Origin of the sequence: Methylobacterium tarhaniae, from assembly GCF_001043955.1 — a bacterium.
Classification (GTDB): domain Bacteria; phylum Pseudomonadota; class Alphaproteobacteria; order Rhizobiales; family Beijerinckiaceae; genus Methylobacterium; species Methylobacterium tarhaniae.
Genome location: NZ_LABZ01000194.1, coordinates 15,076 through 37,008, shown reverse-complemented (window position 1 = coordinate 37,008; position 21,933 = coordinate 15,076). Strand labels below are relative to the sequence as shown.

Genomic DNA, 21,933 nt, shown 5'->3' with positions numbered 1-21,933 from the left:
CCCGCCCCCTCGTCCTCCGGCACCACGTCCACCGCGACCTGCAGGCTCTGCGCGCCCGAACCGGCGATGATGCCGGCGACCGGCGCGACGTCGGCATAGTCGCGCCCGCGGGCGACGACGATGTGGTCGTCCTGCACGCCGATGCCGTTGGTCGGATCGAGGCCGATCCAGCCCTCCCCGCACCAGACGGCCACCCAGGCATGGCTCGCATCCGCCCCTTCGAGCCGCGGCTGGCCCGGGGGCGGCAGAGTGCGCAGATACCCGCTGACATAGGCCGCCGGCAGGCCGAGGCCGCGCAGGGCCGCGATCATGATGTGCGAGAAGTCCTGGCACACGCCGCGTCGGCCGGCGAAGGCCTGCGCCAGGGGGGTGCCGACCTCGGTCGCCTCGGCGTCGAAGGCGAAGTCGGCCCGGATGCGGCGCATCAGGTCGAAGGCGCCCGCGACCGCGCCGCCGCCGGCCGGGAAGCTCGCCCGTGCGTAGTCGGTGACCTCGGGCAGGAGCGGCACCCGCCGGCTCGGAGCCGCGAAGTGCAGCGGCGCGTCGGGGCCGAGGCCCGGATAGGTCAGGATCCGCGCCCGCACCTCCTCCCAGGCCGGGCCGGTCTCCGGGTCCGGCAGGGGCGGGCGTTCGACCCGGACGCGGGAGCGCGCGTCGATGCGGAACTCCCGGTGCGGGGTCTCGACGGTGAGCGACACCGTGCGGTTGCCGAAGAAGTCGGAGCGCTCTGTCGCGGTCCGGGGGGCCGGCTCGACCACCACCTCGTGCGACAGGAGCGCCTGACCCTCTCCGGCTGCCGGAGCGAGGCGCAGCGTGCAGCGGGCAAATCCCACCGGGTTGCGGTAGGCGTAGGCCGTGAGGTGGCGCAGGCGGTAGAGCATCGTCGGGGAGAGCGGGTGCCGGAGAACGGGTGCCGGAGAAAGGGTGTCTCGGGCTCACGCCAGGGTGGTGAGGGATTCGGGCCGGGCCGCATCCGACCCGCCCGGGAAATAGCGGGCACCGATCGCCTCGGCGATGCCCCACAGGCGCATCTCCCACTCCGCGACCCTGTCGAGGGAGAGGGAGGCGGCCTCCGCCGCGGCGATCTCGCCCGACAGGCCCGCGACGAGCCGCACCGGCACCTCCGCCACCCCGTCCTGGCGCAGGGACGGCAGGCCGGCCAAACGCTCGGCCAGCCGCCCGACCTGGAACGCGACGGAGCGCGGGTTGTAGGGGTCGAGCAGCACCATGTCGCGCACGGGAGCCAGCGCCACGCCGAGGATGTAGCGGGCGCCGTAGGAGATGCGGGAATCGACGAGGTCGAGCAGCACGCCGAGATCGTCGGTGCTCGCCCCCGCCCCGCCGAAATCGAGGGCGAAGCGGCAGGCATTGATCGCCCGCTCGACGCGCCGCCCCATATCCACGAAGGCGAAGCCGCCGGCCCGGTTCATGTTCTCCTGGGCGAGGCCGGCCAGGGCCGCGGTGAGCGACAGGGCGCGCTCGGCCCGGTCGAGCAGCGCGGCCTCCGAATCCGGGCCTTCGGCCGGCGCCTCCAGGGTGGCGCGCAACGCCGAGAGTGCCCGCCAGGCCTCGCCCGAGAGGCGCTCGCGCAGGGCCGCGGCATTGCGCCGGGCCGAGAGGGCATGGGCCAGCCCCGAGCCCCATTGCCCCCCGTCCGAGAGCGCGTGATGGGCGAGCCGCACCGCCGGCCCCTCGGTCGAGGGCACGGCGCCCCAGGCGTGGAGCAGGGTGCGCAGGCGGGCCGAGGTGGCGCGGTCCTCCTCGGCCATCGAGACGCTGCCCGCCCCGTCGAGCAGGCAGGCGGTGAGGCGGATCACCGCCTCGGCCCGTTCGAGGTGGCGGCCGAACCAGAAGAGGTTGTCGGCGGCCCGGCTCGGCAGCAGGCCGGGCACCCGGCGCACCGCCACCCGGTCGCCCGCCGGCAGCAGGCTGGCCTGGGCGGCGGTGCAGCCGGAGGACAGCACCCAGACATCGGCGGCGCGCACGCCCGCCCCCATCGCCACTGGGCGCACGTCCGGCGTCTCGGAGATGCGGCAGAAGCCGCCGGGCATCACCCGCCAGCCCTCGGGCGTGGCGGCGGCGAAGACCCGGAGCGCGAAGGGGCGGGGCACGAGCCGCGTGCCGTCCCAGACCGGGGCGGTGGAGAGCCGCACCGGCTCGTGCGCGACGAGGTCGCCGGGCCGGTCGCGCAGGACGGCGCGCAGGCGCTCGGTCTCGGCGGCGTCGCGCCCCTCGCCGAAGGCCCGGCTGGTGAACGCGCCTTGCGCCGGGGCCGCGGCCGGCCGGAACGCCAAGGTGTCGAATCGCTCCAGCACGGCGTCGCGCTGAACGGGGTCGCCGCACCACCAGGTCGGCAGGCCGGGCAGGAGCAGGGACTCGCCGAGCAGCCGCTCGCACAGGGCCGGCAGGGAGGCGGCGAGCCAGGCGCTCTCGACGAGGCCGGTGCCCGGCATGTTGCCCATCGCCACGGCGCCGGCGCGCAGGGCCTCGACCAGGCCGGGGGCGCCGAGGCGGGAGGCCGGGTTGAGCTCGAGGGGATCGACGAAGTCGCCGTCGATGCGGCGCCACAGCACGTCGGCCCGCTTGAGGCCGGCGACGGTGCGGATGAAGACCAGCCCGTCCCGGACCAGGAGGTCGTCGCCCTCGACGAGGGAGAAGCCGAGATAGCGGGCGAGCACCGCCTGCTCGACATAGGTGTCGCTGTAGGGCCCCGAGGTCATCAGCGCGATGCGCGGCTCCGCGCGGGTCGCCGCCGCCGCGAGGCCGTCGCGAAACGCCTGGAAGAACGAGGCCACGCGCTCGACATCCAGCGCGCCGTAGACCTCGGGCAGGGCCCGGGCCATGACCAGGCGGTTCTCGAGGGCGTAGCCGGCGCCGGAGGGAGCCTGGGTGCGGTCGGCCAGCACCCGCCAGGCGCCGTCGGGCCCGCGGGCGAGGTCGGCGGCGTAGAAATGCAGGTGGCGCCCGCCCGGGGCCGGGACGCCGACGAGGGGACGCAGGAATTCCGGATCGCCGGCGGCGGCCGCCGCCGGCAGCAGGCCGGCCCGGGCCAGAGCGCCCTCGCCGTAGAGGTCGGTCAGCACCGCTTCCAGCAGCTCGGCGCGCTGCGCCACCCCGGCGGCGATCGCCTGCCACTCCGCCCCCTCGATCAGGAGCGGCAGGGCGCCGATCGGCCAGTCGCGCTCGGTCGCCTCGCCGTAGGCCCGGTAGGCGATGCCGGTATCGTGGATATGCCGCCCGGCCGCGGCGAGGCGCGCGGCGATCTCGCCCTCCGGCAGGTCGGCGAGGCGGTGCAGGAAGCGGTTCCAGGCCGGGCGCAGGGTGCCGTCGGCCGAGACCAGCTCGTCGGGCAGGCCCGGCAGGGCGGCGTAACCCGCCGTCCAGCGCGCCAGCCGCTCTTCGGGACCGTCCTGCGGCCCGTCCTGCGGCGCGGCCGGTACGGCCGGGACCTGCAATCCCGCCAGCGCCTCGCTCATCGAGGCTTCGGCGTGCGCAGGTCGAGGGTGAGGGGGAACTCGCGCCGGGGCTCCTCCGGCGGCGCGCTCACCCGGCCCGGGGTATGGCCGTTCTCCTGGAAGCGGGCGAGGCGGCGCCCTTCCGCCTCGTAGGTGTTGATCGGGAAGGTCTCGTAGTTGCGCCCGCCCGGATGGGCGACGTGGTAGACGCAGCCGCCGAGCGAGCGCCCGCTCCAGGTGTCGAGCACGTCGAAGGTGAGCGGCGCGTGGACGGGGATCGTCGGGTGCAGGGCCGAGGCCGGCTGCCAGGCCTTGAAGCGCAGGCCCGCCACCGCCTCGCCCGAGCGGCCGGTATCGGTCAGGGGCAGGCGCCGGCCGTTGCAGGTGACGACGTGCCGGCTCGGCACGTAGCCCGAGACCTTGACCTGAAGCCGCTCCACCGAGGAATCGACGTAGCGCACCGTGCCGCCGACGGCGCCCTCCTCGCCGAGCACGTGCCAGGGTTCCAGGGCCTGGCGCAGTTCGAGCTTGACCCCGCCGCGCTCGACCTCGCCGTAGCGCGGGAAGCGGAACTCTCCCTGAGCCTCGTACCAGGCCGGATCGAAGGCGTAGCCGGCGCGGGCGAGGTCGCCGAGGACCGACTGGAAGTCCTCCCACAGGAAGTGGGGCAGCATGAAGCGGTCGTGGAGCGCGGTGCCCCAGCGCACGAAGCCGCCCTCCTGCGGCTCGCGCCACAGCCAGGCGACGAGGGCGCGCAGCAGCACCTGCTGGGCGAGGCTCATCCGCGCCTCGGGCGGCATCTCGAAGGAGCGGAACTCCAGCAGGCCGAGGCGCCCGGTCGGGCCGTCCGGCGAGTAGAGCTTGTCGATGCAGATCTCGGACCGGTGGGTGTTGCCGGTCACGTCGGTGAGGATGTTGCGGAACAGCCGGTCGACGAGCCAGAGCGGCACCTCCGGCCCGCCCGGGGGCGGCACCTGGGCCAGCGCGATCTCCAGCTCGTAGAGCCCGTCATGGCGCGCCTCGTCCATCCGCGGCGCCTGGCTGGTCGGGCCGACATAGAGGCCCGAGAACAGGTAGGACAGGGACGGGTGGCGCTGCCAGTAGAGCACCAGGCTCTTCAGGAGGTCGGGGCGGCGCAGGAACGGCGAATCGGCCGGGGTCGAGCCGCCGAGCACGACGTGGTTGCCGCCGCCGGTGCCGGTATGGCGCCCGTCGATCATGAACTTCTGGGCGCCGAGCCGGGTCTGGCGGGCATCGGCATAGAGGCCGGTGGTGATCTCGACCGCCTCGCGCCAGGATTTCGCCGGCTGGACGTTGACCTCGATCACGCCGGGATCGGGCGTGACCTTGACCACCGACAGGCGCGGGTCGAAGGGCGGCTCGTAGCCCTCGACGTGGAGCGGCTGGCCGATCTCCGCGGCGGCCTCCTCCAGGACCGCGAGCAGGCTCAGATACTCGTCGACCCGCTCGATCGGCGGCATGAACACGCAGAGCACCCCGTCCCGCGGCTCGATCGCCAGGGCGGTGCGCACCGCGACGCCGACCGGGACGGGCTTGCGCGGCGGCGCGGCGGCGGGTGCCAGCGGCCCGCGCTGCTCCAGGGGATCCTGCGGCACGTAATACGGGTAGGCGCCCGGCGGCACGTAGGGCAGCGAGGCGAGCGGCAGGCGGAAGCCCGCCGGGGAATCGCCCGGCACCAGGTAGATCGCGCCGCGCTTGAGCTGCCACGGCTCCGAGACCCAGTGCCGATCGGGACCGACCGCGACGTTGGCGAGGGGCAGCACGTAGCCGACCGCGTTCTCGAGCCCGCGGGTGAACACCCGGGCCATCCGGGCTTGCGATTCCTCGTCGCCGACCTTCGGGTCGAGGGGCGTGACGTTGACCGGCAGCTCCGCCGCCTTGCGCTCCCAGTGCTCGGGATCCTCGAAGATCGGCTGGACATAGGGTTCGAGGCCGAGGCGGCGGGCGAGGCCGCGCATCAGGGCCTCGGCCTGCTCGACTCCGGCCGCGCGCGGCCTGGTCTCGCCGGCGATCAGGGCGGGGTCGCGCCAGATCGGCACGCCGTCCTTGCGCCAGTAGAGGGCGAAGGCCCAGCGCGGCAGGCTCTCGCCCGGATACCACTTGCCCTGGCCGTAATGCAGGAAGCCGCCGGGGCCGAAGCGCTCGCGCAGGCGGCGGATCAGCTGATCGGCGAGGCCCCGCTTCGTCGGCCCGACCGCGGCGGCGTTCCACTCGGGCGATTCGAAATCATCGACCGACACGAAGGTCGGCTCGCCGCCCATGGTCAGGCGCACGTCCTGCTCGGCGAGGTCGCGGTCGATCCGCTCGCCCAGCGCGTCGAGCGCCGCCCAGGCCTCGTCCGAGAACGGCTTGGTGACCCGCGGCGCCTCGGCGACGCGGGTGACGGTCATCGCGAAGTCGAAATCGACCTCGGCCGGCTCGGCGAGGCCGGCGATCGGCGCCGCCGAGCGGTAATGCGGCGTCGCGGCGAGCGGGATGTGGCCCTCGCCGCAGAGCAGGCCCGAGGTCGCGTCGAGCCCGATCCAGCCGGCGCCCGGCACGTAGACCTCGGCCCAGGCGTGGAGATCGGTGAAGTCGGCGCTCGTGCCGGCCGGCCCGTCGACGGCGGTGGTGTCGGGCACGAGCTGGAGCAGGTAGCCGGAGACGAAGCGGGCGGCCATGCCGAGGCGGCGCAGCACCTGCACCAGCAGCCAGGCCGAGTCGCGGCACGAGCCGCTGCCCTTGGCCAGGGTCTCGGCCGGAGCCTGCACACCCGGCTCCATGCGCACGACGTAGGCGACCGCGTCGCGCACCAGGGCGTTCAGCGCCACCAGGAACTGCACGGTGTTGGGCTCGTCCGGCAGCCGCGCCATCAGGGCGTCGATCTCCGCCCCCCCCTCCTCGACGGCGAGATAGGGGCCGAGCTCGGCCTCCAGCTCGTCCGGATAGGCGAAGGGCCGGGTCTGGGCGTAATCCTCGACGAAGAAGTCGAACGGGTTGATCACCGCCATGTCGGCGACGAGGTCGACCTCGACCCGGAACTGCGTCGTCTTCTCGGGGAAGACCAGCCGGGCGAGCCAGTTGCCGTTGGGGTCCTGCTGCCAGTTCACGAAGTGGTTGGCGGGCGTGACCTTGAGGGCGTAGCTCTCGATCCGGGAGCGCGTATGCGGCGCCGGACGCAAGCGGATGACCTGCGGCCCGAGGGCGATCGGCCGGTCGTAGGTGTAGGACGTGACGTGGTGCAGGGCGGCCTTGATCGACACGACGACTCCGAACCTTCTGCTTCGAGTGAGGGATGGTCCCGCCGGTCCGTCCGCGCGTTCCCCGGCTTCTACACCTTGGCCGGGCTGGCGTCAGCCGCCGCATCGCGGGGTCGGGCCCGGATCCGCGTGTCTCCTACGACATCGCGGGGTCTCGTCCGGGGCGGCAGGGCGAAAAATTGAGGCAAGTCCCGTGCCGGGTTCGGCGGAACCTCGGGCGGCGCAAGGCCCTTGGTGGAGTCAGGTCCCGCCCGGCGTCTCGCGGGGCCTCCCGGACGCCGCGATGAAGATCTTCCAATGCCAGGCCTGCGCGCAGCCGGCCCATTTCGAGGCCGATACCTGCGAGAGCTGCGAGTGCCGACTCGGCTACGACCCCGAGATCGCCGACATGACGGCGGTGCTCAGGGCGGGCCCGCGCTGGCGCGGCCTCGCCGATCCGCGCCGGACCTACCGCCCTTGCGGCAACCGCGAGGCGGGCGGCTGCAACTGGCTGGTGCCGGCGGGCTCGGCGGAGGCCTATTGCCTCGCCTGCCGCCACAACCGGGTGGTGCCGGACCTGTCGATCCCCTGGAACCGCACCCGGTGGCGCGAGGTCGAGGCGGCCAAGCGCCGGCTGTTCTACGCCATGCTGCGCCTGCGCCTGCCGCTCGTCTCGCGGCGCGAGGATCCGGCCGGCCTCGCCTTCGACTTCCTGGTCGATCCGGCCGAATCGTACCTCATCGGCCCGCCGGTGCTGACCGGGCACGATAACGGCCTCATCACCCTCAACATCGCCGAGGCCGACGACGTCGAGCGCGAGCGGCGGCGCACGCAGTTCGGCGAGCATTACCGCACGCTCCTCGGGCATTTCCGCCACGAGATCGGGCACTACTTCTGGAACGTACTGGTGCGGGCCGATCCGTGCCTCGATTCGTTCCGGGCGGTGTTCGGCGACGAGCGGGCGGATTACGGCGCCGCGCTCCAGCGCCACTACGCCCATGGCCCGGACGAGGGCTGGCAGGAGACCTACGTCTCGGCCTACGCGACCTCCCACCCCTGGGAGGATTTCGCCGAGACCTGGGCCCATTACCTGCACATCGTCGACACGCTGGAGACCGCCAACCAGTTCGGGGTGCGGGTGCAGCCCAAGCTCCAGGCCCAGCCGGGGCTGATCCCGCTCGCGGCGAAAATCGATTTCGACCCGTATCGCAGCCCGGATTTCGGCCGCCTGATCGAGGCCTGGCTGCCCCTCACCTTCGCGATGAACTCGCTCAACCGCAGCATGGGCCAGCCGGACCTGTATCCGTTCCGGATGACCCCGGCGACGATCGGCAAGCTGTCCTTCGTGCACGACCGCATCTACGCCCGCACCGACGCGCCGGAGGCGGAGGCCGGGACGCTCCGGGCGGTGATCGCAGGCCTGCGCCACCGGGTGGCGGCGCCGCGTCCGGCGTGAGCGGACAGGCGGCCTCCTGGTCCAATCCAAGTCTTGCCACCACGCCTTGCCGGCCCGTCTTGCCGCTCCGTCTTGCCGCCCCGCTCGCCACGCAGCGGGATCCGGGATGCATGGATGCCGCGATGGCAAGATCAAGCGGCAAGATGAAACGGAATGCGGGCCTCGATTTTCTGCACCGTCGGCGGCTACGGAACCCGGTATCTCGCCAGGCCCGCCCCGGGGTGACGGCGAGATACGTCGTTTCATCGCCGGACCTGGTGCGGTCATCCCGCGGATCCCGGCGTGTCCCGGCGGCCGGGTCCCGTGCGCCGCGTCGCCCGGCATCGGCTCCCGCCACACCCCGGGCACAAACGTCTCTCAGATAGAGGCCCGCCGCCGGCCGGCATCTCTCACCTGACGTCAGCCCTGCGCCGCAAGCTTAGCTGTGGCGAGGTCGCAACACCCCGAAAGCATCCCAGCTTTGCCCCAGACCGCACTTTGCTCCGCCGCGTTCCCGCCATAAACCGACGGCACCTCAACGGCCACGTTAAACGACTGTCCCCACAACGATTTATCGTGGTCGTCCCGGATTCCCGGGGATCGCGGGAGGCGCTGGTGGATTGACCCGGAGACGGGTTCGTTTCGCGTGAGCCGTCCCAGGACGGCGCAGGGAGCGGGACCGGGGAAAAACCGGCCTTTCAAGAAACCACGGGTACGGGACAGGGCCATGGACGCGCGTCACACCACCGACAAATCGAAGCTGCCCAGCCGCTACGTGACGGAGGGTCCCGAGCGCGCGCCGCACCGGTCGTATCTGTACGCCATGGGTCTGACCCGCGAGCAGATCCATCAGCCGCTGATCGGCGTCGCCTCGTGCTGGAACGAGGCCGCCCCCTGCAACATCTCGCTGATGCGCCAGGCGCAGGCGGTGAAGAAGGGCGTGGCCTCCGCCGGCGGCACGCCGCGGGAATTCTGCACCATCACGGTCACCGACGGCATCGCCATGGGGCACCGCGGCATGCGCGCCTCGCTGCCGTCCCGCGAGGTGATCGCCGACTCGGTCGAGCTGACCATGCGCGGCCATGCCTACGACGCGCTCGTGGGCCTCGCCGGCTGCGACAAGTCCCTGCCCGGCATGATGATGGCGATGGTGCGCCTCAACGTGCCCTCCGTCTTCATCTATGGCGGCTCGATCCTGCCCGGCACCTTCCGCGGCCAGCCGGTCACCATCCAGGACCTGTTCGAGGCGGTCGGCAAGCATTCGGTCGGCACGATGAGCGACGACGACCTCGAGGAGCTGGAGCAGGTCGCCTGCCCCTCCGCCGGGGCCTGCGGCGCGCAATTCACCGCCAACACCATGGCGACCGTCTCCGAGGCGATCGGCCTCGCCCTCCCCTACTCGGCCGGCGCCCCCGCCCCCTACGAGATCCGGGACCGGTTCTGCGCCACCGCCGGCGAGATGGTGATGGAGCTGCTCGCCAAGAACATCCGCCCGCGCGACATCGTCACCCGCAAGGCTTTGGAGAACGCCGCGACCGTGGTGGCGGCCTCCGGCGGCTCGACCAACGCGGCCTTGCACCTGCCGGCGATCGCCCATGAATGCGGCATCTCGTTCGACCTGTTCGACGTCGCCGAGATCTTCAAGCGCACCCCCTACATCGCCGACCTGAAGCCCGGCGGGCGCTACGTCGCCAAGGACCTGTTCGAGGTCGGCGGCATCCCGCTCCTGATGAAGACGCTGCTCGACGGCGGCTTCCTGCACGGCGACTGCATCACCGTCACCGGCCGCACCATCGCCGAGAACCTCGCCAAGGTGGCCTGGAACACCAACCAGGACGTGGTCCGCCCGTCCAGCCAGCCGATCACCCCGACCGGCGGCGTCGTCGGCCTCAAGGGCAACCTGGCGCCCGAGGGCGCGATCGTGAAGGTCGCCGGCATGCCGCCGGAGAAGCAGACCTTCGCCGGGCCGGCCCGGGTCTTCGACAACGAGGAGGCCTGCTTCGACGCGGTGAAGAACCGCCAGTACAAGGAGGGCGAGGTCCTGGTGATCCGCTACGAGGGTCCGCGCGGCGGCCCCGGCATGCGCGAGATGCTGGCGACCACCGCCGCCCTCTACGGCCAGGGCATGGGCGACAAGGTGGCGCTCATCACCGACGGGCGCTTCTCGGGCGCCACCCGCGGCTTCTGCATCGGCCATGTCGGGCCGGAGGCGGCGGTGGGCGGCCCGATCGGCCTGCTCCAGGACGGCGACGTCATCCGCATCGACGCGATCCAGGGCACGCTCTCGGTCGACCTCTCGGACGACGAGCTGGCCCAGCGCCGCACGGCCTGGCAGCCGCGGGCCAACGATTCGACCTCGGGCTACCTGTGGAAGTACGCGCAGACCGTCGGCCCGGCGGTGACCGGCGCGGTGACGCATCCGGGCGGGGCCCAGGAGACGCTCTCCTATGCGGATATCTGAGGCCGGCCTGCCCAAACGGGCGGGCCGCCGGTTCCTCCTCGCGCTCCTCGGCCTGGTGATGGCCGAGGCGGGACCCGCCGTGGCGCTCGACGCCGCGGCGCGGACCCCGGTGCCCGCGACGTCGGGCTACCGCAACGCCCGCGAGGCGATGCGGACGGGCATGCGCGACTACAATGCGGGCGACAAGGAGGGCGCCGCCCGCGCCCTCGAATACGCCGCCGGCCAGGGCCACGCCCTGGCGCTGTGGAAGCTCGGCCGCATGTATGCGGAGGGCGACGGCGTCCCGCACGACGACCTCAAGGCGTTCGAGTTCTTCTCGAAGATCGCCGACGAGAACGCCGACGAGGGGCCGGAGGCGCCCAATGCCGGCGTGGTGGCGAGCGCCTTCACGGCGCTCGGGCGCTACTTCCTCGACGGGATCAAGGGGTCCTACGTGCGCCCGAACGTCGAGCGCGCCTACGACATGTTCAACTACGCGGCGACCTACTACGGGGACCCGAACGCGCAGTACAACCTCGCCCGCCTCTACCTCGACGGCACAGGCGTGACCCAGGATCCGCGGCAGGCCGCGCGCTGGTTCAACCTCGCCGCCGAGAAGGGGCATCCGGCCGCGCAAGCGCTGCTCGGCCAGCTCCTGATCAACGGCCAGGGCGTCACGGTGCAGCGCGCCCGGGGCCTCGCGTGGCTGACGCTCGCCCGCGACGCGGCGGACGGCCCGAAGGACCAGTGGATCGTCACCCTGCAGGAGCAGGCGATGGCGGCCGCCAACGAGCGGGACCGGGCCGAAGCGCAGTCCCAGGTCGACGGCTTCTACCGCCGCAGCGCCAAGGGGCGCTGAGAGAGGGGACGCGACCGCCCCCTCTTCCCCCTTCCTTCAGCCCTGCCGGGCCGCGATCGCCGTCTTGAACGACGGGCGCTCCAGGATCGCCGCCACATAGGCCGCCAGACGCGGCCAGCGCCCCGCATCGACGGCCTCGCCCGCGAGATGGAGGTTGTGGAAGCCGGTCGCGACCGAGATGTCGGCCAGACCGAAGGCGCCGCCGACGAGAGCGGGCCCGTCGATCACCCCTTCGAGATAATCGAAGAGCCGCGGCAGTTCCTCGGTCATGCACTTGGCCACCACGGCCTCGTCGCAGGGCTGGTTCATGAGCTGCGGCCGCAGCACCCGCTGCACGAAGGGCTTGACCAGGAGCGGGAACAGCTCGGTATCGCCGAGTTCGTCGAACCAGATCGCCCGGCCGAGATCGCGCGCCTCGCGCGGCAGCATGGCCGGCTCCGGGTGCTTGCGCTCCAGGTAATGGATGATCGCCGAGGAATCGGCGAGGCGAAGCTCCTCGTCCTCCAGCGCCGGGATCTTACCGAACGGGCTGGCGGCCCGGAAGCGCGGATCGGGATCGTGGAAGCGCAGCGGCACGTGCCGGACCTCGATGCCCTTCTCGGCGAGGACGACGAGCACCTTGCGGACGAAGGGCGACAGGCTGGTGCCGTAGAGTTTCATCGGGCTCTCACGTCTCTGCGGTGTCCGGACGGCCCCATCAGGACCGCCGGCCGCGGTATTGCACCGGACGCGCCCGGATGGCACCCCTCGCCGCCTGGAAACCGCGGGCCTCCCGGCCCATACTCGCGACAGGCCGTTCCCGGCCCGGAGAGGCCGACCGTGGACGAGAGCTCCGACCCTGGCGAGACATTGGACGACACCTTCGAGTTGCGCGAGCGCCTGTCCCGCGCCTGGCGGGCGGTGTTCGACAACGCCGTCGGGGCCGGCAGCCCGCCCGAAGCGGTCGTCGAGACCATGACGGCCGTGGCCCATGCCCGCTTCGCCGAGTTGTTCGGCACCGCGGCCGCGGCGAGCTACCTCGCGCTGCTGGCCGAGCAGATGCGCGACGTCGACCATGACGAGGCCGAGACCCTGATCCGGGGCGAGGCATCGGCACCGCCGCCCTTCGACGAGGACATGTCGGCGATGGACCCGTCCTGGATCGAGCGCGACCCGGCCTGACGGCGACAGCCGGCGTGCGCCGGCGCACATGGCGGGGCGCGGGGGCAGGAACCGGGATTTTGATCGCCGGTTCTCGGGGCAGACTCGTCATCCGCGCGTCATGAGCCCGTCCATGATTCTCCGGTCATCCCTCGCCGTGATCGCCTGGATCGCCTTCGGCCTGACGGCCCAGCCGCATCGGGAACAGGCGACGCCGCAGGATCCGGTCCTGCTCTCCGGGATCGAGGCCGACCTCGCCAGCCGCCGCTGCGACGGCGTCCGGATCGATGCCGAGCATTTCCGGGCCTTCTCGTCGCAGGCGCAGCTCAACCACGCCGACTTCTTCCAGAAGACCCGCTCCGTCCGCCTCCAGGCCGCCCTCGACGACCTCGACGCCCGGCTGCGGCGCGACCGGCGCGCGGCTTGCGATGCGATCTGGGTGGCCTATGGGCCGGGCAGCGCGCGGCCGCTGCTGCGGCGGGGGTGACCCGTTCGAGTGAAAAGAGAGCGCCTCTCCCCTCTCCCACACGGGAAACGGGATCCCGCGCCTTGTCGGTCTACGGACCGATCAACGGACAATCTTGCCCCAGACAAGAAAGCCCGGCCTCACGGGCCGGGCTCACCGTCGTCGTCTCTGCTGGTGCGGTCAGGCGCTGGCCTGGATCCAGCGGAACAGGTCGCCCTTCGGGGCGGCGCCGACCTTCTGCCCGGCGAGCTCGCCGCCCTTGAACAGCATCAGGGTCGGGATCGAGCGGATGCCGTACTTGGCCGAGATCTCGGGGTTCTCGTCCACGTTGACCTTGGCGATCTTCACCCGGCCGTTCATCTCACTGGAGATCTCCTCCAGCGCCGGGCCGATCGCACGGCAGGGGCCGCACCACTCGGCCCAGAAATCGACCACGACGGGCTCCGCCGATTGCAGAACGTCCTGCTCGAAGCTCGCGTCGGTCACCTTCACGGTCGCCATCGCACTCATCCTTTTCGGTCAAGAAGCCGGCCAACGCTGCGGACCGGCCCGCGTGAGGGTGAAGGTAAGAACCGGGCGGGCACCGATCAAGCGCAACGGCCAAGCCATCCCCGCTCTGCCCGTGTGCCGGCGCACAGTCGCTCACGCCAGCGTGTCGAGGGCGGCAGCGCAGTCCTCCGGGGTGAGGCGGCGCAGGACCGGGCCGGCGGTCCAGGCCAGGAGCGGGTGGAGCGCGCGGCCCGGATAGATCGTCGCCAGGAGGCGCGCATAGAGCGCGACCTGCGCCGCCTGGCCCCGGGGCGTCGGCGCGCCCTCCGCGGGCGGGCGGCCGGTCTTGAAATCGACGAGCCAGACCGCCTCCTCCGTCACGGCGATGCGGTCGACCCGGCCATGCACCGGGCGCAGAACTCCCCCGACCACGATGCTGCCGGCGAGCGTCACCTCGGCCTGGGCCGCGGGCCCGAACAACACCGCGAGGTCGGGATCGTCGAGGAGCCGCAGGGCCTCCGCGGCGATGGCGGCCCGCCTGCCCGCATCGAGGCCGGGCGCGCGGGCGGCCACGAAGGCCTCCGCGGCGGCCGGCCGGCGCTCGGGCACGAGACCCGGCAGGTGCTCCAGCAGGGAATGGACCAGGACGCCGCGGCGGCGCGCCGCCGGGTCGCTGGACCGGGCATCCGAGCGGCGCGGCTCGTCGGCGGCACCTAAGCCCGAGGGGCGCAGGGGCGGCAGCGGCTCGGCCTCGATCGCGACCGGGCGGTGGAGCCAGTCCGGCACGGCCTCGGGCTCGGGCACCGGCACGGTGGTGGCGGGCGGCTCCGGGAGGGCGGCGCCCTCGCGCCAGCTCTCCGCCGGGCCATAGGGCATCTCCGCCACCTCGACGCCGCCGAAAGCGGCGACGAGACCGCGCCGGATCATCTCGCACCAGGCCTCGGCCGGGGTCTCCTTGTCGTTGCCGGCATAGGGCGCGATCACCAGCCGGTCCTTGGCCCGGGTCATGGCGACGTAGAGCAGGCGGTTATGCTCCTCCCCGGCCTTGGCGTGGAGCGCGTCACGGGCGGCGGTGATCGCCGGGCTGTCATGGGCCTTGGCGCTCGACCAGACCGGCACGGTGCTGCCGTCCTTCAGCCGCATCGGGATCAGGGCCGGGTCGCGGCCGAGCGCGTCGCAGCCGTCGAGCACCAGGACCAGCGGCGCCTCCAGGCCCTTGGCACCGTGCACCGTCATCACCCCCACCTCGTCGCGGGCGGAGTCGAGGTCGCGCTTCACCGTGTGGCCGCCGGCATCGCGCCCGCCGCTCGGGGCGTAGCGGGACAGGAAGCCGGTGAGCGAGGGGGCGTCCGGCCCGGCCTCGGCCTGGGCGGCGGCGGTGAGGAAGACGTCGATGGCGTCGCCTGCCTCGCCGCCGAGGCGCTGGACCAGCAGCGCCCGGCCCCCCAGCGGCCCGAGAAGCTCGGCGTAGAAGCCGAACGGCCCATGCGCCCGGGCGAGCGCCGCCCAGCCGTCGAGGGCCGCGACGCCGCGCATCGCCGCCGAATCGCCGGCTTGCGCCCGGCGGCGCAGCGCCGCGACCAGGGACTCGGCCGGGTCGCGGCCCGCCGCGATGCCGACGAGGTCTTCGTCGGTGAGGCCGACGAGCGGCGTCTTGAGGGCGGTCGCCAGCGTCAGGTCGTCCTGCGGCAGCAGGGCGGCGCGGCCGGCGGCCACGAGGTCGAGGACCGCGATATGGGCGGCGATGTCGAGGCGGTCCTGGCCGGCCACCGGGACGCCCTCGGCCTTGAGCGCCCGGATCACGCCCTCGAAGGCCGCCGAGCGCTTGCGCACCAGGATCAACACCTCGCCGGGACGCCAGACCCGGCCGGATTCGTCGCCTTGCGTGGTCCAGAGCCGCACGGCCTTCGCGACCCGGCGGGCGGCCACCAGGGCCGGCGCCCCGGCCTCGATCGCGTCGACCGGGTGGGTCCAGGCATCGGGCTCCTCCTCGGCGCTCGGCCGCTCGACCGGCCACAGCTCGATCTGGCCCGGCGCCCGCACCCGGGCGGTGGAATGCACCGTGCCGACCGCCGTGTCGCCGAAGGACAGGCCGCGATAATGGTCCCCGATCGCGAAGGTGGCGTCGACCGCCCGCAAAACCCCGATCGCCGAGCGGAAGGACAGGGTGAGGCCGACATCGGCGAAGGGTAACCCCGCCCCTTCCGATTCCCGCCGCCAGGCCCGCCGCGTGGTCTCGAATTCCTCCGGCGCGGCTCCTTGGAAGCTGTAGATCGACTGCTTGGGGTCGCCGACGGCGAAGCGGGTGCGGGCGAGCCCGTTCCCCGCCTCGCGGGCCCCTTCGCCTGCACAGAAATCCTCGGTGATCCGGCGCAGGATCTCCCATTGCTGCGGGTTGGTGTCCTGCGCCTCGTCGATCAGAACGTGGTCGACGCCGCGGTCGAGCTTGTACAGCACCCAGGCCGAATCGACCCGCGTCAGCAGGTCCAGCGTCTTGTGGATCAGGTCGTCGAAATCGAGGGCGCCGAGGCGCGCCTTCTGCGCCTCCATCCGGCGATGGATCTCGGCCGCCAGGGTGAACAGCGCCTCGGTGCGGGTATAGGCCCGGGCGGCCTTCAGGCGGTCGCGCAAGGCGCCGAGCCGGGCCTGCTCGGCCAGCAGCGCCTCCTTGGCCGCCGCCGGCACCGCCTTGGTGCCGAGCGAGGAGGCGGCGTAGGGGTCGCCCTCGCCTTCGTCCTTGAAGAAGGCCGCGAGGGTGAGCGTCAGCCGGGCCGGTCCGGTGGCGGTGGCCGCGAGCGCCAGCGCGTCGGCGCGCTTCTCGTCGTTGGCCTTGCCCGTGCGCAGGGCCTCGATCAGGCCGGCGAGGTCCGGCCCGCCTTCGAGCATCCGGGCCTCGATCGCCGCCAGGGTCTCGTCGGGGGCAAGTCCCAGCGCGTCGCGCAAGGCGGCGAGGCGGGCCGGCAGCCCGTCCGGATGGCCGATCAGGCCGCGATTCTGCACCGCCGCCGTCATCGCCCGGCGCAGGGCCTCGCCCGCCGCCTCGGGGGCGACGAGGGCCAGCGCCGTTGCGAGCTCCTGATGGCGCGCATCGACCGCGTCGGCCAGCACGTTGTCGATGGTGCGGTCGATCGCCTCCCGGGTCTGGGCTTCGTCCAGCACCACGAAGCGGGCCGGCACGTTGGCCTCGAACGGCACGAGGTGCAGCAGCCGCTCGCAGAGCGCGTGCAGGGTCTCGATCTTGAGCCCGCCCGGCGTCTCGACCGCCCGCGCGAACAGGCGCCGCGCCCGCCGCAGGGTGGCGCCGTCCGGCGCCTCGCCCTCCAGCACCGTCAGCTCCGCGCGCAACGCCGCCTCGTCGAGGGTCACCCAGCGGCCGAGGCGCTCGAACACCCGGATCGCCATGTTGGCGGCGGCCGCCTTGGTGAAGGTGAGGCAGAGGATCTTGGCCGGGGCCGCACCGTGCAGCAGCAGGCGCACCACCCGGTCGGTGAGCACCTTGGTCTTGCCCGCCCCCGCATTGGCCGACACCCAGGCCGAGGCCCGCGGATCCGCGGCCCGGCGCTGCGCCGCCTGCGTCAGCCCGTCGACGACGAAGCCCTCGATACCCATCCGCACTCCCGCCGAGACCACACGGCCATGCTGCCGCGCTCGCACTCAACAGGGCGTTGCCTCAAGCGGGATCGGGAGGCGATGCACAGGGATTTCGGAAAGCGTGGCTTTGGGGGCACTGGGACTAACAAGCCCCCCTCATTCCTCTCCCTCGACCAGAGACCACTCCCTGACCCGCGCCAGGTGGTCGTAATCCGAGTAGGCCTTGGCGTATTTCGGGTAGGGCCGGGACAGGTAGGAGGCCTCCCCGGCCATGAACGCCCCGACGAGCTGGCGCAGGCCCGCGACATGGGCGTCGACCAGCTCGGGGAGCGTGCGTCCGTCGCCCCGCGGGGGCTTGAGCGGCGCGGGGTCGAGCGGCGTCTTGCCGCCGCCGGCGCGGATGTAGAGGAGGTCCGGCGTCTCGGCGGCGGGCTTCAGGCCCTTGAAGGCGCCGGCGCGCAGCATCGCGGCCTCCAGCGTCAGTTGGGGCGAGAAGCCGGCGAAGACCTCGCGGGCGCTCGGCGGCTGGCCGGTCTTGAAGTCGATGATGGTGTGCCCGCCGTCGCGGCGGGTCTCGATCCGGTCGGCGCGGGCACGGAGCGTCAGGACGTGGCCGCCCGGGACGTCGAGAGTCCAGCGCCCGCCGGCTTCCGCGTGGACGCGGCGAAGGCCGGGACGGCGCTCGGCCTCCCAGGCGAGGAAGGCTTCGGCCAGGCGCACGAAGCGCGGCCACCATTCGGCGTAGAGTTCCGGATAGGCGTCGGAGATCGGCGCGAAGGCGTCGGCGGCCAGCGCGTAGAGAACCTGGTCGGCCTCGTCGAGGGCGGGCAGGCCCTCCGGGAAGCGCTCCGCGAAGCCGCCGAGCACCGCGTGCACGATGGTGCCGCGGTCGCTGGCGCTCGGCTGCACCGCCACCGGCTCGAGCGCGTCGAGGCCGAGCACGTGGCGGGCGAAGATCCCGTAGGGATCGCGCACCAGGGTCTCGATCTCGGTGACGCTGAGCGAGCGCGGGAAGAGGGCCGGGTCGGGCCGGGGTGCCGGGCGGCGCAGGCGCGGCGGCAAGGGGGCGGTTCCGGCATCGATCGCGGCGGCGAGCGACCGGAAATGCTGCCCCTCCGTCACCAGCCCCTTCCAGGCGTCCTCGCCCGCGAAGGCGCGCAGGCGCTGGAGGAAGCGCGACGGCACGGTCGGCGCGCCCTCGCGCTTATGCGCCCGGGTGATGATCGCGTCGGGGCAGCCGAGCGCCTGGACGAAGTCGTGCGCGGTCTGGCCCAGGCGCCGCTCCGGCGGGGCTAAGCCGACCCGGCCGCGCATCGGCCGGTTGAGGAAGGCGTCGGTCTCGGCCTTGGGCGGCCAGACCCCCTCGTCGAGGCCGCCGAGCACCACCCGGTCGACGGAGAGGAGCCGCGCCTCCAGCAGGCCGAGGATGCGCAGCCGCGGATGCGGGCTGGCATTGCGGCGCGACACCACCCGCTCCCGGGCGAGCGCGGTGAAGAAGGCGGGGTAGTCGGAGAAGCGACCGGCGAGCAGGCCGGGCTCCGCCATGTCCATGTCGTCGAACAGGGCGTCGAGCACCGCCACGGAGGCGTCGGGCTCCGCCTCGTCCTCCTCGGCCCCCTCCATCAGGAGGTCGCAGGCGGCGCGGTGGTTCCTGGCGATGGCGATGAGGTCGTCGGGCGCGTCGTCCTCGTCGGCGAAGAAGTCCCGGAAGGCGACCGAGAGGCGCAGCAGCACGTCCTCCGCCGCCGCCCAATCCTCCGGGGCGAGGCGCCGCCGCGGACGGGGATCGTGCGGGCGCTCCTCGGTCCGGGCGAGCGCCAGGGCCTGCTCGATGCCCGAGAATCCCTTGGCCGGGGCGGGGCCGCGCAAGACGCCGATCTCCAGCGCGCTCGCCGCCCGCTCGACCTCCGCCCGGGTCAGCCCGAGGCGCACCAGCGGATGGGCGAGGAGCGCCAGCACCCGCTCGGGCTTGGCATCGAGCGCCGCGACGTCGGCGGCGAGCCGCGACAGGCGCCCGGCCGGGCTGCGGGCCAGGGGCTCGCCCGCCGAATCGTCGGCGACGATGCCCCAGCGCCTGAGCTCGGCCGCGACCCGGATCGCCAGGGCGCGGTCCGGCGTGATCAGGGCGGCGGTACGGTCCGGCTGCTCCAGGGCCTCGCGCAGGGCCACCGCGATGGCGAGGGCCTCCTCGCGCTCGTCGGCGGCCTCGACCACCCGGATCCCGGCAGCCCCGTCGCGGGCGAGGGTTTGTCGGAATGCCGGATCGAGGTCGGCCCAGGCATCGGTGGTCTCGGCCGGGCGCAGGGCCTGCGACATCAGCCCGGCCCGCGCCGCGGCGGCCGGTGTCGGGGTGCCCAGGGGGATGATCTCGGCCCGGTCGAGGGCGAGGAAGCCCTTGCCCACCAGGCGATGCAGGACCGCCTGCGGATGGGCGTGGGCCGCCGCCTCGCCGTCGCCGCCGGGATCGATCGCGGCCCAGCCGGCGGCATCGAGGTCGCGGTCGAGGCCCGGCAGCACCACGGCACCGCGGGGCAGGCCGGCGATGGCGGTGATGAGCCGGGCGGTGGCCGGGACCGAGCCGGTCGAGCCGGCGACGACCACCGGGTCGGCCGGGCGCTCGCGGGTGAGGCGGGCGGCTTCCGCGAGCACCAGGGCGCGGCCGCGCTGGACCGGATCGCTGACCCCGCGATCGGCCAGGATCGCCGGCCAATGCTCGGCGGCGATGCGCACGAAGTCGAGGGTGAGGGAGAAGTAGCGCGAATGCTCCGCCTCGACGGCGCCCGCGATGTCCTCCCAGGGCAGGCCCTCGACGGTGAGAGAATCCATCAGCCCTTCGAGGTCGGCGGCGAGGCCGATCGCGTCCGCCGGCGAGGACGGCACCCGGAACGGCACCTCGTCACCGAGGGGCAGGAGCTGGCGGTCGACCGTGCCGGCCCAGGCCTGGACGAGGCGCGCGAGGATCAGCCGGCGCTCCAGGGCGGGGATCGGCGGGCGCAGGACGTCGTCGCGGCGCTCGGCCTGCGGGGCGGAGAGGAGGTCGAGCTCCGCCTCGTCGGCCTCGCCGAGGGGCACCATGCGGGGCAGGAGCGCCGCCGGGCCGCATTCCCTGGCGAGGATGGCGGCGAGCGCCCGGGCGGCGCGGCGGGTCGGCAGGTAGAGGGTGACCGCGGCGAGCCCGAACGGCCCGCCGGCCAGATCCCCGACGAGACGGCCGGAGAGCAGCGCCTCGGCCAAGGTGTCGAGGAAGCGCGAACCCGGCGCGATGGTGAAGACGCGGCCTTGGCTCACCGGGCGGCCTCGCGCAGGAGGTAGCGGACGGTCTTGGACCCGCCATGGATCGCGGCGGTGCCGGCTTCGGAGAAGCCGAGGGCGGCGTGGAAGGCGTCGGAGCCGGGGTTGGGCGGCAGGCGGTTCACCTCGCAGGCGATGCGCGCGTGACCGGCGGCCTGGGCTCGCGCGAACAGGTCCTCGTAGAGCGCCCGGGCGAGCCCGCGGCCCCTCCAGGCCGGGGCCGTGACGATCCGGTCGACATAGACGAAGCGCGGGTAGCGGGCCTGGAACCAGCGGAAGTTCGGGCTGGCATAGGTCGCGTCCTGGTCGAGGGCGATCAGGAAGGCGGCGAGGCCGTCGGGCCCCGTGACGGTTGCGGCCAGGAAGGCCTGCTCGATCAGCGCCCTCAGGGCGACCTCGTCGAGCAGCGAGGTCTCGGCGGCGTGGGCGGTGTTGAGCGCCAGCACCGCGGTGAGGTCGTCGAGCGGGCCGATCGAGAAGCCGGGGGGCATGCGGATCCGTGTGCGCTTGATTGACGTGGCCAAGTCGAACCAGCCCTCTCTCGACGTCCCTGAACGTCATCCCGGGACCTGCCGAAGGCGAGAACCCGGATCCATAACCGCTGACGAAGCAGAACCGGGCGGAATGCGTTCCGCTTCAACCAGCAACGTCAGCGGTCATGGAGCGCGGGTTCCGCCGCGCGGCCCCGGGATGACGATGGCGGGGTTGGATGCGGGCAGCCGACTCGACCAGCAGCCGGTCCGGATCAGCCGCACGCCCCCTTACGGCTGCGTCGCACTCGCCTTCACCCGCTCCTCGGCGTCGCGCAGGGCCTCGGGGGTGCCGACATGCAGCCATTGCCCGTCGAGGCGAAGCCCGAACAGGCGTTCGGCCGCGATGGCGCGGTCGAACAGCAGGTTGAGGGAGAACGAGCCCTCCGGCGTGTCGGCGAACAGCTCGGGCTTCAGGATCGCGACGCCGGCATAGACGAAGGGCGCGACCTCGCGCTCGGCCCGGCGGGTCAGGCGTCCTTCCTTGTCCATGTGGAAGTCGCCCGGCCCGTCATAGCCGAGGCTGGTGGCGGCGGAGGCCAGCAGCAGCAGCATGTCCATCCGCTCCGGCTCCCAGGCGGCGACCAGGCGGCCGAGATTCGGCTGCGGCCCTTCGAGCCAGAACGAATCGGAGTTCAGCACCATGAAGGGCGCCGCGCCGAGATGCGGCAGCGCCTTCTTCACCCCGCCGCCGGTCTCGAGCAGCGTCCCGCGCTCGTCCGAGATCGTGATGAGCGGCGGGCCGCGGCGGCGCACCAGATGCGCCTCCATCAGGTCGGCGAGGTAATGCACGTTCACCACCGCCTCCGGGATCCCGGCCTCGGCCACCCGGTCGAGGGCGTAGTCGACCAGCGACTTGCCGGCGACCTCGACCAGGGGCTTGGGCGTGGTGGCGGTGATCGGGCGCATGCGCTTGCCGAGGCCCGCGGCCAGCACGAAGGCGCGCGTCACGGCATTGCTCGAGAAATCGGTCATCGCGGATGGGGTTCGTGACACGG

At 73.2% G+C, this 21,933-nt stretch carries 14 protein-coding genes; 5 read left to right on the top strand and 9 right to left on the bottom strand.

Going from position 1 to position 21,933, the window contains the following annotated elements:
• The 3 genes from VQ03_RS24685 to VQ03_RS24675 form a co-directional block, all read right to left on the bottom strand.
• Positions 1 to 881: transglutaminase family protein (locus tag VQ03_RS24685; RefSeq protein WP_048453558.1), on the bottom strand; the 881-nt coding region annotated here is incomplete at its 3' end.
• A 54-nt stretch (positions 882 to 935) separates the two neighbouring features.
• A complete protein-coding gene (locus tag VQ03_RS24680) occupies positions 936 to 3,476 on the bottom strand; it encodes a circularly permuted type 2 ATP-grasp protein (RefSeq protein WP_083468198.1) in 2,541 nt (846 codons plus the stop codon).
• Positions 3,473 to 6,718 carry a transglutaminase family protein gene (locus tag VQ03_RS24675; protein WP_048453557.1) on the bottom strand — a complete coding sequence of 1,082 codons (3,246 nt, stop codon included), beginning with the start codon at positions 6,716 to 6,718 and terminating at the stop codon, positions 3,473 to 3,475. Before VQ03_RS24675 ends, VQ03_RS24680 begins: the two co-directional genes overlap by 4 nt.
• Before the next feature lie 280 nt (positions 6,719 to 6,998).
• Here VQ03_RS24675 and VQ03_RS24670 point away from each other — a divergent pair, with 280 nt between their 5' ends.
• The 3 genes from VQ03_RS24670 to VQ03_RS24660 all read left to right on the top strand — a co-directional run bounded on the left by VQ03_RS24670 (position 6,999) and on the right by VQ03_RS24660 (position 11,428).
• Positions 6,999 to 8,150 (top strand): zinc-binding metallopeptidase family protein, encoded by a 1,152-nt coding sequence (locus VQ03_RS24670; RefSeq protein WP_048453556.1) that lies wholly within the window; start codon positions 6,999 to 7,001, stop codon positions 8,148 to 8,150.
• 706 nt (positions 8,151 to 8,856) lie between these two features.
• Positions 8,857 to 10,590, top strand: a complete 1,734-nt coding sequence (gene ilvD / locus VQ03_RS24665) for a dihydroxy-acid dehydratase (RefSeq protein WP_048453555.1) — start codon at positions 8,857 to 8,859, stop codon at positions 10,588 to 10,590.
• Positions 10,577 to 11,428 (top strand): tetratricopeptide repeat protein, encoded by an 852-nt coding sequence (locus VQ03_RS24660; protein ID WP_048453554.1) that lies wholly within the window; start codon positions 10,577 to 10,579, stop codon positions 11,426 to 11,428. Before ilvD ends, VQ03_RS24660 begins: the two co-directional genes overlap by 14 nt.
• Positions 11,429 to 11,464: 36 nt before the next feature.
• Here VQ03_RS24660 and VQ03_RS24655 read toward each other — a convergent pair whose 3' ends face one another.
• Entirely contained in the window at positions 11,465 to 12,088 is a 624-nt protein-coding gene (locus VQ03_RS24655; RefSeq protein ID WP_048453553.1) for a glutathione S-transferase family protein, read from the bottom strand.
• Between the two features lie 159 nt (positions 12,089 to 12,247).
• On the opposite strand from VQ03_RS24655, the gene VQ03_RS24650 reads away from it, so the two are divergent.
• Positions 12,248 to 12,589, top strand: coding sequence for a hypothetical protein (locus tag VQ03_RS24650; RefSeq protein ID WP_245292185.1), 342 nt, complete (start codon positions 12,248 to 12,250; stop codon positions 12,587 to 12,589).
• A 112-nt stretch (positions 12,590 to 12,701) separates the two neighbouring features.
• Positions 12,702 to 13,055 carry a hypothetical protein gene (locus VQ03_RS24645; protein ID WP_053078720.1) on the top strand — a complete coding sequence of 118 codons (354 nt, stop codon included), beginning with the start codon at positions 12,702 to 12,704 and terminating at the stop codon, positions 13,053 to 13,055.
• A gap of 159 nt (positions 13,056 to 13,214) precedes the next feature.
• On the opposite strand, the gene trxA is transcribed toward VQ03_RS24645, so the two are convergent.
• The 5 genes from trxA to VQ03_RS24620 form a co-directional block, all read right to left on the bottom strand.
• Positions 13,215 to 13,535, bottom strand: coding sequence for a thioredoxin (gene trxA, locus VQ03_RS24640; protein WP_048453551.1), 321 nt, complete (start codon positions 13,533 to 13,535; stop codon positions 13,215 to 13,217).
• A 141-nt stretch (positions 13,536 to 13,676) separates the two neighbouring features.
• Positions 13,677 to 17,132, bottom strand: coding sequence for a double-strand break repair helicase AddA (addA, locus tag VQ03_RS24635; protein ID WP_048453550.1), 3,456 nt, complete (start codon positions 17,130 to 17,132; stop codon positions 13,677 to 13,679).
• A 138-nt stretch (positions 17,133 to 17,270) separates the two neighbouring features.
• Complete coding sequence (addB, locus tag VQ03_RS24630) at positions 17,271 to 20,402, bottom strand: double-strand break repair protein AddB (protein ID WP_048453549.1); 3,132 nt, start codon at positions 20,400 to 20,402, stop codon at positions 17,271 to 17,273.
• On the bottom strand, positions 20,399 to 20,896 hold the full coding sequence (locus VQ03_RS24625) for a GNAT family N-acetyltransferase (RefSeq protein ID WP_048453548.1): 498 nt from the start codon (positions 20,894 to 20,896) through the stop codon (positions 20,399 to 20,401). Before VQ03_RS24625 ends, addB begins: the two co-directional genes overlap by 4 nt.
• Positions 20,897 to 21,166: 270 nt before the next feature.
• The gene (locus VQ03_RS24620; RefSeq protein WP_048453547.1) at positions 21,167 to 21,910 is read right to left on the bottom strand and encodes a nucleotidyltransferase family protein; all 744 of its coding nucleotides are present in this window, start codon (positions 21,908 to 21,910) and stop codon (positions 21,167 to 21,169) included.
• Between the last annotated feature and the right edge of the window lie 23 nt (positions 21,911 to 21,933).